Origin of the sequence: Paenibacillus monticola (assembly GCF_009664975.1) — a bacterium.
GTDB lineage: Bacteria > Bacillota > Bacilli > Paenibacillales > Paenibacillaceae > Paenibacillus_AQ > Paenibacillus_AQ monticola.
Genome location: NZ_WJXB01000021.1, coordinates 27,391 through 40,985 on the forward strand (window position 1 = coordinate 27,391; position 13,595 = coordinate 40,985).

General features: G+C 40.1%; 6 protein-coding genes. 4 read left to right on the forward strand and 2 right to left on the reverse strand.

Annotated features, from left to right (window positions below):
* Window positions 1-81: 81 nt before the first annotated feature.
* On the reverse strand, window positions 82-1,557 hold the full coding sequence (locus tag GJB61_RS29815) for a protein adenylyltransferase SelO (protein ID WP_154122660.1): 1,476 nt from the start codon (window positions 1,555-1,557) through the stop codon (window positions 82-84).
* A 253-nt stretch (window positions 1,558-1,810) separates the two neighbouring features.
* Here GJB61_RS29815 and GJB61_RS29820 point away from each other — a divergent pair, with 253 nt between their 5' ends.
* Window positions 1,811-5,380: a non-ribosomal peptide synthetase gene (locus tag GJB61_RS29820; RefSeq protein ID WP_154122661.1), complete on the forward strand. Its 3,570-nt coding sequence runs from the start codon at window positions 1,811-1,813 to the stop codon at window positions 5,378-5,380.
* 92 nt (window positions 5,381-5,472) lie between these two features.
* Here GJB61_RS29820 and GJB61_RS29825 read toward each other — a convergent pair whose 3' ends face one another.
* Window positions 5,473-6,099: a TetR/AcrR family transcriptional regulator gene (locus tag GJB61_RS29825; RefSeq protein WP_154122662.1), complete on the reverse strand. Its 627-nt coding sequence runs from the start codon at window positions 6,097-6,099 to the stop codon at window positions 5,473-5,475.
* Between the two features lie 199 nt (window positions 6,100-6,298).
* On the opposite strand from GJB61_RS29825, the gene GJB61_RS29830 reads away from it, so the two are divergent.
* From GJB61_RS29830 to GJB61_RS29840, 3 genes are all read left to right on the forward strand, one after another.
* Window positions 6,299-8,509 (forward strand): MFS transporter, encoded by a 2,211-nt coding sequence (locus GJB61_RS29830; RefSeq protein ID WP_154122663.1) that lies wholly within the window; start codon window positions 6,299-6,301, stop codon window positions 8,507-8,509.
* Window positions 8,510-8,858: 349 nt separating this feature from the next.
* Window positions 8,859-9,653: a SagB/ThcOx family dehydrogenase gene (locus GJB61_RS29835; protein WP_229522526.1), complete on the forward strand. Its 795-nt coding sequence runs from the start codon at window positions 8,859-8,861 to the stop codon at window positions 9,651-9,653.
* Window positions 9,654-9,667: 14 nt separating this feature from the next.
* Entirely contained in the window at window positions 9,668-13,585 is a 3,918-nt protein-coding gene (locus tag GJB61_RS29840) for a non-ribosomal peptide synthetase (protein WP_154122665.1), read from the forward strand.
* Window positions 13,586-13,595: the final 10 nt, after the last annotated feature.

Consider the following 13,595-nt stretch of genomic DNA (forward strand, 5'->3'; position numbering starts at 1 on the left):
GCGTAATAGATCCCCCGCGTCTGCAACCTTTATCATGGGAGCGGGTCTAGAGTACGGCGGATTTAAGCATGATAATTAAGCTCAGGTTCCGCAGTACGTCCGGAAAGGACGTTCTGATGGCACAGCAGGCGTGGAATATTCGGCTTGCTCCGCAGTGTGCGCATAGGGGTCTGATAGAGCCACCATAAGCTCAGTCATCTTCGTATAATCACCTTGTGTCACCGCAGCTTCCAAGGCTTCTTCCACTCTGTGATTGCGGGGAATGACTGCCGGATTACTCTTTCGCATCAGCTGTTGGGAGGCGGCGTCTGATTCCTGCTGTCTGCTTTTTCTGGTGTTCCACCGTTCTAGCCATTCCGTAAACGCTGTTGTGCCAGATAAGACGGTATCTTCCGGTTTGTCATAGGTCAAGGCCAGAAAGGTATTGGTGTAGTCCGCACCATGCTTTTGCATCATCCCTAACAAATCTTCGATAAGCGCCTCATCCTCATGCTCTTCATTAAAAAGACCCAGCTTTGCCCTCATTCCCGAGAAAAAGTGCTGTTCGAAGTATACGGGGAATTGAGCTATGGCTTCCTCCGCCAGCGTAATGGCTTGATTCTCATCGTCATGCAGCAGCGGAAGGAGCGCTTCGGCCAATCTGGACAGATCCCATGCAGCAATATTAGGTTGGTTCCCAAAAGCATAACGCCCACCGCTGTCAATGGAGCTGAATACAGTGCCAGTATCATAGGTATCTATGAAGGCACAAGGGCCATAATCAATGGTTTCGCCGCTAAGAGTTATGTTATCCGTGTTCATGACCCCGTGGACAAAACCGACAAGTTGCCATTTAGCAATTAATGAGGCTTGCGCCTTGAGTACAGCCTGAAGCAGGGCAAGATAGCGGTGTTGCTCAGCTTTAGCTTCAGGGTAATGTCTGTGCAGCGTATAATCGGCTAACGCGCGAAGATCTTCGATAGTCCCCCACTTTGCAGCGTATTGAAAGGTGCCCACACGCAGATGACTAGCCGCTACCCGAGTCAAAATGGCGCCCGGAAGATCGGATTCGCGCGTAACAACCTGTCCGGTATCCACCACCGCCAGACTACGGGTAGTAGGAATGCCAAGCCCATACATCGCTTCGCTGATGATATATTCACGCAGCATCGGTCCAAGCGCAGCTCGGCCGTCTCCTCCGCGAGAATAGGGAGTTCTGCCGGAGCCTTTGAGTTGAATATCCAATCGTTCCCCTGCAGGCGTGATCTGTTCCCCAAGGAGGAGTGCCCGCCCATCGCCCAGCATATTGAAAGAACCGAATTGATGTCCTGCATACGCCTGGGCAAGTGGCGAGGCGCCTTCGGGGATGCTATTCCCTGCGAGTACCGCCAGCCCGTCACTGCTGTGCAAATATTCTAAATTCAAACCTAAGGATGATGCCAGCGGCTCGTTTACAATCGCCAGTCTTGGCGCTCGTACAGAAACTGGGTTCATTCGGTTAAAAAGCATTTCCGGGAGAGCGGCATAACTGTTATCGAAGTTCCATCCTGTTTCATATCCTGTTTGTTTCTCTGTCATTATAACTTCTTCTCCCTCAGGTATTGGTTTTGGGATTTTCCTTAGCAATGCTCTATTTAGTATGAATTTTATCACACATCTATTCCCCATCAAAACCAAGGGACTGCTGTGAATGGCTACTGGGATGACTGGGCGCTGCTGCATACGGCTATCATAAAAAATTGACACCCAAAAAGAACGAGTATATACTAAATCCATTAATATGAGTAAAAACTCACAAAAATAAATAAATGAAAATGGAAGGAGAACACACATGATGAGTACTACAAAACATGAGAGTATATTTGTCCATAATGGAGTTGAAACAGCCACAAGATCAATGCCTGCATTGTCGGCACAGAAGCTGCGCGGGATTTGTAAAAATAAGTCCTCCAGGAATGTTTTTTTGACTACGGTAAGCATGGTTGTACTTAAAAAATATGATCTGCTTGCCAACGATTGTGTCTGCCAACCCGTTACGAATAAAAGCCATGAGCTGTATGATAATGTATTTGAAATAAAAATCCCTGAACATTTGGACATAACATTTGCGGGATTGCTTTTCCACATTAAAGATTGTTTCCAACAACATACTTTGAAGAAAATGGAAGAATGTGAGCTGACCCCGCTCATCTACTTGGCCGGATACAATGACATAGCGTTGAATAACGTGAGTTGCTCAAGCCTTAGTGTTTGTTTTGAAGAGAAAGATGACGATTTGCTCATACATATAAACTACGTAACCCAATTATATAGACCCGAATTGATTACCTTTCTAATTGAGAGCTTTGAGGCTATATTTACAGTCATTTGCGACAATCCGAAAATAATGTTAAATGAACTTGATACGGTCTCGAAAGAGCAGATGACTCTGTTTAGTATATTTAACCGGACGGAGGCACTCGAAAAAGAACATTCACTGATCGAACAATTTGCTGATATTGTCCAATCCAAACCGCAGGATACAGCACTGATTTTTGAAGATGTTAAGTATAGCTATATGGAATTAAATGATGCAGCAGATAACTTTGCCAGTTATTTGAGCGATAGTGGTGTACAGTTTGGAGAAGTAGTCCCCATTTTACTTCCCAGAAGTGAGAAGTTCATTATTTCCATGTTAGCTATTTTGAAATTGGGTTGTGCATATTTACCCCTTGATCTAGATTTTCCGGAAGAAAGAATCACATATATTCTTAGAAATTGCAAAGCAAAGCACATTGTTTCTGACTTTGAGTCTGATCACATGCAAGGGATGTCCTTGATTAAATATGCAATTGGAACACCAACGTTTGAGGGGGAATCGTTAAGGTCTGTGCCCGTTGAGAATTTAGCATATGTGATTTATACATCGGGTTCGACAGGTAAGCCCAAAGGAGTCTGTATTTCCAATAAGGCTGTCAGCAACTTTATTCATGCTGTAGTTTCGGAGATACACCTTAAGGAGAACATGAATATTTTGTCCCTAACTACCGTTTCTTTCGATATTTTCGTGTTGGAGAGTCTTCTGCCCTTGTTATCGGGGATGACTTTGGTTTTGGCAGCGAGTGAGGATGGAAGAGACCTTAACAGGATTTGCAGCTTGATAGATAAGTATGATGTGAATTTGATACAAACCACACCTACCAGAATGAAGTCCCTGATCAATGATACCTATTTTACCGATGTAATCCATAAAGTAGACTATATTTTAATTGGTGGAGAGCCTGTAAGCGCTCAATTAATAAATGATGTCCTGCACTATACAGATGCACAGATATTTAATATGTATGGGCCAACAGAAACTACAGTCTGGTCGACCATGCAGAGGATGGATAACCGGAAAAAGGTCAATATTGGGAAACCGATTGCGAACACAAAGGTGATGATACTCGATTCCTACAACAAGGTGATGCCCATTGGTGCAAAGGGTGAAATTTGTATCAGTGGTTCAGGACTTTTTAGCGGATATCTTTATAATGAAGCTTTAACGAAATCAAAGATCGTACATCTGAAGAATGAGCATTTTGAGGATGATTTCTATAGAACTGGTGATATGGGGCGGTGGGGGATAGACGGAGAGATCGAATGTTTTGGGAGATTGGATAATCAAGTGAAAGTTCGTGGCTATCGGATTGAACTTGAGGAGATCGAAGAAGCTTTGCGTACATATGAAGAGATAAAAGATGCAGTAGTAACAACTTCAGAGAACACTGGCGGAGAAAGTTATCTGGAAGCCTATCTTGTAGGCAGTACGCAGCTAAGGACGGATGAACTGATTGAATATGTATCGCGTATTCTTCCGAAATATATGATTCCCAGTAGATTTTATAGAATAGAGTCGGTTCCCTTAACGCCCAATCTGAAAATTGACAGGAAAGCATTAAAAGGAGATATTCAAAAACAATTATTATACTCATATCAGAGAGAGGAACCTAAAAACGAGATAGAGTCTTTGTTATTGGATGCCTGGAAAGAAGAGTTAGGTACTGAACATATTGGCCTTGAAGATAACTTCTTTGCCATTGGAGGAACATCACTAAAGGCTATTCAGCTCACAAGTAATCTTTTTTCAAATTTTGAGATTAGCGGAAACCTGCTTTTTGAATATCCTACGATACGTCAATTGGCAGCGCAGGTTAAATATAAGAAAGAGAACATAACGGATTATTTATTCACTCAAAAAGAGTATGCTCATCAATTGTTAAAAAGTCGAACTTCGAAACAACCTTTATATTCGATGCAGATGCAGGAGTACAATGAAAAAATATCGGCTTTTCAGCAGACGAGCAATCTAAATGTAAGGAATCTGTATAAAAATATTCTCTTAACAGGCTCAACTGGCTATTTTGGGCTGCATCTATTGAATCGCTTATTGAAAGAAGACGCTCAGGAAATCTTTTTACTAATCAGGTCACAGGACGGGATTGACAATAGTGAGCGCTTAGATCAGAAATATGCTTACTACTTTAAAGATGAGCCTCCTGTTAGCAGCTATGCTAATATTCATATCATTTCAGGGGATATAACCCAGGATAACTTGGGGATGGACGAACAAACTTATAGTCAGTTCGCACAATCAATCGATTGTGTGATTCATGCAGCCGCATTGGTCAGTCATTATGGGTCATATAATAATTTTTTTATGAATAATGTCCAAGGGACCTCTAATACGATCAAGTTCGCCCAGCAAGATAAGCAAAAATTTATTTGTTATATTTCTACCCAAGGAATGGGTACAAAACTTAGATCCCCTCTCAAAAGAGGGATTTTCACAGAATTTGATGTCATAAGCGAGGTAGAAGCCGATAATTACTATCTGCAGACAAAAGCGGAGGCGGAGAACCTGGTCAGAGAAGCTGGCGGTCCTTATATGATCTTCAGATTGGGCACTCTATTCTCTAACTCTGGAACAAAAGTAATTCCTCATAACTCTAAAAACTTAGCGGCATATAGGTTGTTGAATGCATTTAAAAGCTTGGGAATAATACCTGATTTACCTGTTCCCTTACAGGACTTTTCTTTTGTCAATAATGTTGTTGAGGCCTTTCTGCAGTTGTACAATGTGACGGACTTAAATAATCAGACCTTTCATCTAAGTTCTAATGTACCGGTTTTGATATCGGAGCTGAGTGAGATTATGAGAGATCAACAAACAGAGATGGAGATGTTCGGAAGTCAAGATTTTTTTGGTGAAATCCAACAAAGATATTTAAATAAAGAGAAGATATCCTACATTACAGACTTACTTGCCTTCTTTCACATTAGTAAATTTTTTACTGACCGTGAAAGTCTGTTTACCAGTACTATATTACACAACCTGGGTTTCGAATGGGAAAGATTAGATAAGAATAATTTTCTGATCTAGTCTAATCCAGGATGTATTTTGAACATACAAAAAAGCTGTGAAACAAATGCGTTGTGGCGCATGTTTCACAGCTTTTTGTTGCGTGTTTTGCCTTAGTCATTAACAATCAACATCTTATACAGACAATCCACGCCGACCTGAAGAATACGTTCTTTTTCAATCGGGTGATTCTTGAATACGATTCTGTCGACAAGAGCGGTTATGTAGTCATAAAAAATAAGGGAGACCGCTTTTATATCATTTGAAACTAAATCCTCACTGTGGATTAGAAAAGCTTCATAGGTCATTAAGCTAATCCTATCCTGATCTTCATCGAGTATCCGGGCTACTTCTGGCTTAGTATAGTAAAGGGAATTGAGCTCTTTAGCAAATTCCTTCTCAGGTTCATGGAGTTCAATCAAGTATTCAACAAAGGACCGCAACCATTTCTTTTTGTCTCTTGAATACAATTCCTCATTAATTTCTGATCTGACGGTTTTGAAAACATTCCTGAAATGGGCGTTATACTGTTTGACCAATTCCATCAGAATAGCATCTTTGTCAACAAAATAAGAATAAAGACTTCCAATAGATATCCCTGCAGTTTTTGCTATTTCATTAGTGGTTACGTTGTAAAATCCTTTATTACAAAATAACTCCTTTGAGGTCTCCAGAATCTCCTGCTTCTTAATGACTCCTCTTTGTTGCTTGGGTTGCCGCAGTGTTTTTTCTTCCTTCATTTATTCACTTCCCACCTTCTTGATTAAAACATTTTATAACTAACAGAAGGCTAAGTCAACGAAAAATAAGCTTTTGCTCATTTTTGTTGACTGTTCCAAAAAATGAGTATAAACTCAATAATGAAATATGAGTTTTAGCTCACTAAATATAATTCCTATGGCGCTAGACAAAATACCATTCAGATTGAAGGTTGCTGCAATGAAAAATGACAAAGTAAGAAAGAGATTAGGTTTACTTGCGCTCTCATTAGTAATGTTTATGGTGACACTTGATTCAACGATAACGAATATCGCCTTGCCAACGATAACGGATTATTATGGGGCGAATTTAACGGACAGCAACTGGATCAGTACGGTATATGTATTGGTAATGTCCGTATTTATCATTCCTGCTTCGAAATTGGCGGACCAGTTCGGTCGTAAAAAAGTAATGCTGGTAGGCCTCTCCTTATTTGGTGTTGGTTCAGTTCTATGTGCACTCTCCGGCAACCTGCTCTTATTAATCGCGATGCGGGTAATTCAGGGGCTGGGCGGAGCAATTGTGACTCCTGTGATGATTCCACTGTCGGTGGAGAATTTCGGTAAAGAGAAGGCGGGGCGCGCTGTCGGGGTCATAGGTGCTGTAACAGCAGTAGCAGCGGCGGCAGGACCACCAATTGGTGGACTTCTGATCAGATATTTCAACTGGCAGTCCATTTTTTATGTGAATGTGCCAGTTGTAATCATTACTTTCGTATTGATAGGGATTTGCTTTATTGAATCCTTTGATCTGACAATCTCCAAAAAAATAGATTGGCTTGGGATGTTGTTCTTATCCCTGGGGTTATTTCAACTTACTTTTGTTCTGGTGAAGGGCTACGATCTGGGCTGGATGTCAACTAATATTCTGTTGTTGATTGCGGGTGCAATCATTTCTTTAACTGTATTCTTTATTGTTGAGCTTAAGGTGCCGGAACCTTTAATGGAGTTTTCATTATTCAAAGAAATTACATTTTCCTCTTCAGCCATTGTATATTTTATTTGCGGTTTTGCAGTAGTCTGCTCCTCTTTAATTTTTAACTTTTTTTTACAAAATGTGCGTGAATATACTGCTTTGAACGCTGCGTATATCATAATGTTTATGTCATTTACCGTCATGATTTCCATGCCATTAGGCAGCAAATTAGCTGAGAAAACAGGATTCAGGCCCATCATATTTACAGGGATATTATTGATGTGTGCCAGTTTGTTCATGCTGACCCGATTAAATATGGATACAACTCGGGTGCTCATGATCGGTGAGATGATGATCCTTGGCTTTGGCTTTGGATTCTCTTGCTTATCCATTGTTTCTGCTGTTCAGTATATTCCGCAAACCAAATCCGGGATTGGATCAGGTATTGTCAATGCGGGCAGACAACTGGGGACTTGCCTTGGGATCGCACTTCTTGTAGGTCTGACAACACATCATGCAGATGTGGCTAAAACCTCTATTGAGAGAAAAGCTATAAATGAGGTGAGTAGTTCTAGTGTGACTGCCTCGCTTAAAACGGTTTTAATTAACGATATTCAGAAAAATGGTCAAAGCACGAGCGGGAAGGGTAAGGATGTGCACAAAATCATCGAGAAAGATATTGAACAAGCGATGCTGAGCGTGGAGGATTACCCGGAACCGGCAAACAATGAGCTTCTTCAAAAGCTGTTTGAGGGTTCGGAAAAAATGACCCTCCAGTTTGAAAAGGGGAATAACGTTACCGGGAGCACCATATATGATGGGATCAACGGGATTAATCAGGGAAGTCAAAGTCTTGCCTCAGGTATTAAAGGTTATGTGAACCTGGTTAATGAAAGTCTTTTTCAAATAATCAAAAGCAATCCATACGCACCAGAACTGCTGGCAGGATATAAAAAGGAAATGGAGAATACGCAACACACTTATAAAACAGCCACTCAGCAACAAAAGAATCAAATGGAAGCCAAAATTGAATTTCTTACCTATTTGATTAATATCTATTCAATCGGAACAGATCCTGCTATAGCAACTGGAGAGCAATTTCAGAATGCGGTAGCGACGAAAAGCAATCCTTCTTCGAACAATGTTACCGCAGCAAGCACTCAACTCATTGAAGGAGCGGACCAACTAGCTGCTTCAGCTGAAAAGATTGATGCACAATTTGCAGACAACGGTGATTTTAAGACCGGAGCAATGAATCTGAAGAAAGGCATTGGCCAAGCGGGACAACTAAGTGAAATTAATGAAGTTGTCACACGAATTGAGAACATACAAAATAATGAAGTCGTAGCGGCATTTACGAAAACATTTTTGGTGGCGGCATTAATTATTCTGCTTTCTGCTTTTGCTGGTTTATTCACTGATCGTAAAAAGGTAAATGAGGTTGTCTCCACGCAAAGCGATCATCCGGGGTATTAATAGGGGATGAAATGAAATTGGATTTAAGTGTAAGTTATTGCTCACTTTTATTGACAACCAAATTAAATGAGCTTATACTCGATTTATAATAAATTATATAAAAATTAACATTTAATGATTTTTATACGGGAGATGAAAATTTATGGATGAAGAGAGGGAAAAGATCTATTATTGGAAAAATGACATTAGGTGGAATATTGAGGATGGGATTCTGGATATAGAATCCAGAAAGTACAAAGGATTTCCGGTAAGTATTTTTTCGCAACTTTATCATGATTTTCTAAAGGGAAAGCCGGAAGGTGAAATGGAAGAATACTTCTCTCAATATGAGAGAAGGGAGACTCGTATTATGAAGCTCTTTGTCCAGGATCTGATAGCAAATAACCTTCTGGTTTCAGCTATTGCTGCACCGCAAGAACTCTTTCAATCCCAATATCAGTTTATAAAGGATGATTATCCGGATCATTTTTTTCTCGTCAAAGAAAATGTGGAAGAATATGTGGAGGAAAAACAACGTAGATTCGATTCCATGCAGGATTCGAATTCAATACTTCATATGAACAATGTAAATCTTCCTGACGTTATTCATAGGCGGGCGAGTACCAGAAGATTTGATGTGGGGAAGAAGGTGAGCATGCAATTATTCAATAATTTGATGTCTAGCATGTGCCAAAAACCTAACGAGGAGAATATCACTTATTACTATCCAAGTGCAGGTGGACTGTATCCGATCAACATCTATGTATTTGTAAAGGAAGGCAGAGTGGAGGGGGTTTCGGGAGGTTTATACATACTAAATCCGGCTAAGCATGCGCTCGTTCCTCATCAATTAGACGTGGATATTAACTCTGATGCACAATATTTTACGAATAAAGAAATAGCGAAGGGATCTGCATTTACGATTTATTTTACATATGATGGCGAAGTAAATATGCAAAAATATAAAGGACAGGGATACTATTATGGAATTCTGGAAACCGGTATTTTAATGGGACTGGTTAGTTATTATGCAGAATATCTGGGACTGGGAAGCTGCATTATCGGTGATTTGGAATTTAGAAAGATTGAACCCTATTTTAAATTGAAAACGAATGAAGTCTATATGCAGTCTATTGAACTTGGGATGAAAGTGATGATCCCATAAGACTAGTGAAAGGAATGACCTATACAATGAAAGATGAAGTTATCCTTAATTTATGCGAGATTATTCAAAAGTACATCACGGAGGAGATTAATCTCTCCAAGGGAACAAGTCTGTTTGAATTAAATATTTCCTCTCTGAAAATCATACAAATAGTAGGAGAAATCGAGAGATTGCATAATAAAAAAATGGATATTGCTGATTTCATAGAATGTGAGAGTATTGAGGATATTGCAGACTTCTTGACAGATGCAGATTCTGTACCCATTATCCGGCCAGAAACGGCAATTTCCGGAGGCGTCCATTCCCCACGCTTAACCAATGTCCAGTTGGCCTATCTTACGGGCAGAAATAAAGAGTTCGATCTGGGGGGGATTTCGACACATATTTATATAGAGTTTACTACCAGACTGGATCTGAATCACCTGAATTGGGCTATTCAACAAGAAATCGAACGCCAGGAAATGCTGCGCTGTATTTTTGGGGATAATGGAACTGCAGAGATCATTCCCTCCTCAAATTTGAACTATGAAATGCTTGTTCATGATTTATCTGACCTGGGAAAAGAAGAACAGCATAAATTCATTCTTCAAGAGAGGGCTTGTCGTGAGCATAGAAACTTTGATCCTGCACAATGGCCATTGTTTGCTTTTGAGGCTATCAAGATAAATTCTGAAGAAACGTATATTCTATTTGATATTGATGCTCTTATCGCTGATGGATTAAGCATTCAAATAATGTTTGAAGAAATACTGCAGCTGTATTCAGGACAAATCTTACCCGATCTTCCCGTTACCTATACAGAAATTGCAAACATCGATTATAGAAGTGAAAAAGAAATGGATAAAAGCTATTGGCTCGCAAAGCTGGATAGCATTTCCCCAGCACCGCAATTACCTTATCTAACAAAAATACAGAACGTTGAAATTCCTACGTTTAACAATATACATAAAGTTCTTCCTGCGAATCAATGGAAGGATATCTTGAAAGCATGCAGTGCGCATCGAATTAGACCTACTATATTTCTTATGACATGTTATGCCATAACACTCTCTAAATGGAGCAATCAGGATAAGCTAACCATAAATACAACGTTTTTCAGCAGAGATATCGCTAAAGAGAACATCGAAACTATTATTGGAGATTTCACTTCTCTTCTGCTAGTATCCTTTCAGAATCATAAAAAGCAATCCTTTTGGGAAAAGGCAGCGGAATTTCAAGCTGTATTTCTGCAGGATTTAAAACATAGCAAATTTGACGGTTTAGACATTGTAGGGGAGCTTTCTAGAAAAAACATTATTAACCGGAATGATATTTTTGCTCCGGTAGTTTTTACAAGCATGCTGTTTGACAAGGACAAAAACAGCTTGGATGTCTTGGGGAAGGTTGAATATTACACCTCGCAGACTCCTCAGGTTACACTGGATCATCAAGTACTTGAAGTGGATGAAGGAATATTGCTGAACTGGGATTATGTAGCGGAATTGTTTGATAAGAAACTGATCTGTTCGATGTTCGAGGACTATACCTGCTTGATTCGTTCTGTTGTTTCTGATCAAGCTATTCAAGATCATGTTTTGGAGACAACCATTGAAGCGTATAATAGCACATCGCAGATAGTCGGGAATGAGACTCTAATTTCTTTATTTAATAAACAAGTAGCCTTACGGCCTGATCGAGTAGCTATTGAAAAAGGGAATGAAAAGCTAACGTACAGTGATTTAGAAGTTCAAGCAGGAAAGTTTGCGCAGTACTTGAGAAGTGAAGGAATACAGGCCGGGGATTATGTGGCGGTTCATGGCGAAAGAACGATTGAAGTTATCATCGGAATCCTCGGAATTCTTAAGGCGGGTGCTGCTTACATACCACTTTCTCCGGATATCCCTGAACAACGAAGATGCTGGATTCAGGAAGAATCCCAATATAAACTTCTTATAACAACTGATATGATAAGGGATTCCATTCAACAATTATATCCAGAAAATCTGGATAGCCGGATCTGTTCTGATGATACTGCTTATGTTATTTATACTTCGGGAAGTACCGGCAGGCCCAAAGGGGTTGTTATTTCACATCAAGCCGTTGTGAATACGATCTTGGATATGAATGATAGGTTTCAGGTGAATGAACATGATATTGTGATTGGTCTTTCCAATTTATCTTTTGATTTATCGGTATATGACATCTTTGGCACATTATCTGCTGGTGCTTCATTAGTGTTGATTGATGATCAAAGAGACTCAAAAACAATCCGGGAAGTGATTCTGGAGAAACATATTACAATCTGGAATTCAGTTCCAATGATCATGGAGATGCTCGTGAAATATTCGGAGACAATAGTCGATGAAATCATGGATTTTGATCTTCTGCCCAATCTGAGGCTTGTACTGTTGAGTGGTGATTGGATACCGCTTAACTTGCCGGAACGTATCAAGTCTATATTCTATGACTGTAAAGTGATTAGTCTGGGGGGAGCGACCGAGGCTGCCATATGGTCTATATATTTTCCCGTTGAAGAAGTGGATAGCAAGTGGAACAGCATTCCTTATGGTTACCCTCTAAGCAACCAATCCTACTATGTGCTCAATTATGAAGAAGAGCTGTGCCCGATTGGCGTAAAGGGTGATCTGTACATTGGAGGAACTGGACTTGCGAAGGAATATTTATTCAATCCAGCTAAGATGCAAGAGTCCTTCATAAATCATGAAAGATATGGAAAACTGTATAAAACAGGTGATTTGGGAACTATGACTGAAGCCGGCTACATAGAGTTTCAAGGGAGAAATGATTTTCAGATCAAAATTAGAGGGTATCGAGTAGAACTAGAAGAGATTGAAAAGGGACTGCTTGCCATACCGGACATCAAGAGCGCAGTCGTTATTTGTGCCCCTGATAGTAGAGGGATGGATGCATTATACGGTTATTTTGTTAGTGAATCCAAGCTGTCTGTTAAATCAATTGTGGTCTCCCTTGAAGAAAGATTGCCAGACTACATGATTCCTAACAAAATTATGCAAATAAATGAAATTCCAATTACCGGAAATGGAAAAAGAGACCGGAAGAAGCTCATAGACTTGGCTGAAGCCTATACCCAAAATTCAGCCAATGAGGGTAGATATAAAGCTCCCTCCAATGATGTCGAGAATACATTGGTTGAAGTCTGGAAGGAACTGCTGGGAGTTAGCCAGATCGGAGTAGAGGATAACTTTTTTGATATTGGAGGCAACTCTGTATTAGTCATGGAGATGTTCAACAGGATTGAGAAGATATACCCGAATCAATTAAAGGTCGTGGATATTTTCAAATATACTACGATTCATAAGCTGGCCGGTTTTATGGAGTCGAAGGGACACTCTTCGCTAACAATGAAGTCAGTTCACATTCCTGCCAGCTATCTGATGAACGAGAAACCAACCAATGAGTATAAGATTTATGAATTTTCCGTTGCTGGCGATCCGTTTGTAGGACTTAAGGATTTTATATCCAAATCGAAGATATCCATTGAATGTCTTATCGTTTCAGCATTTGTATATTTTATTTCTGATGAATTTACACCTGCCGTATCTTATGTTTACTATCATGACGCAAAACGCAAAAGCTTTTCAGAAGTGGGAATTCACTTTGATAGAATTAAAGACTATACGTCATTGCTGAACAAGGTTAGCAGCCAGCTTCAACCCACAGGGAAAGTAAGCTATCCGGCAGACAGCGCGCAAGCTTGTCCCAAAGACGCTTTCTTACCCGTTGTTTTTAATCTGGATGATCATGCATTATATCCTAAAGACATCGAAAAATTCGGTTTTGCGCTAGGATATAGCATGAAACAAAGCAAAGAGCTTAGATGCAATATCCAGTTGGGCAGACAATGGAATGAGGAATTGGGGAAAAGATTTGCCGGAAAAATGTTTAAGATCTTAGTGTCAAGCACGAAATGAAGGGGAGGGA

Bases quoted from the DNA above. Each gene is read 5' to 3' on its own strand.
- GJB61_RS29815 (WP_154122660.1), bottom strand. From the start codon at position 1,557: ATGACAGAGAAACAAACAGGATATGAAACAGGATGGAACTTCGATAAC.
- GJB61_RS29820 (WP_154122661.1), top strand. From the start codon at position 1,811: ATGATGAGTACTACAAAACATGAGAGTATATTTGTCCATAATGGAGTT.
- GJB61_RS29825 (WP_154122662.1), bottom strand. From the start codon at position 6,099: ATGAAGGAAGAAAAAACACTGCGGCAACCCAAGCAACAAAGAGGAGTC.
- GJB61_RS29830 (WP_154122663.1), top strand. From the start codon at position 6,299: ATGAAAAATGACAAAGTAAGAAAGAGATTAGGTTTACTTGCGCTCTCA.
- GJB61_RS29835 (WP_229522526.1), top strand. From the start codon at position 8,859: ATGAAGCTCTTTGTCCAGGATCTGATAGCAAATAACCTTCTGGTTTCA.
- GJB61_RS29840 (WP_154122665.1), top strand. From the start codon at position 9,668: ATGACCTATACAATGAAAGATGAAGTTATCCTTAATTTATGCGAGATT.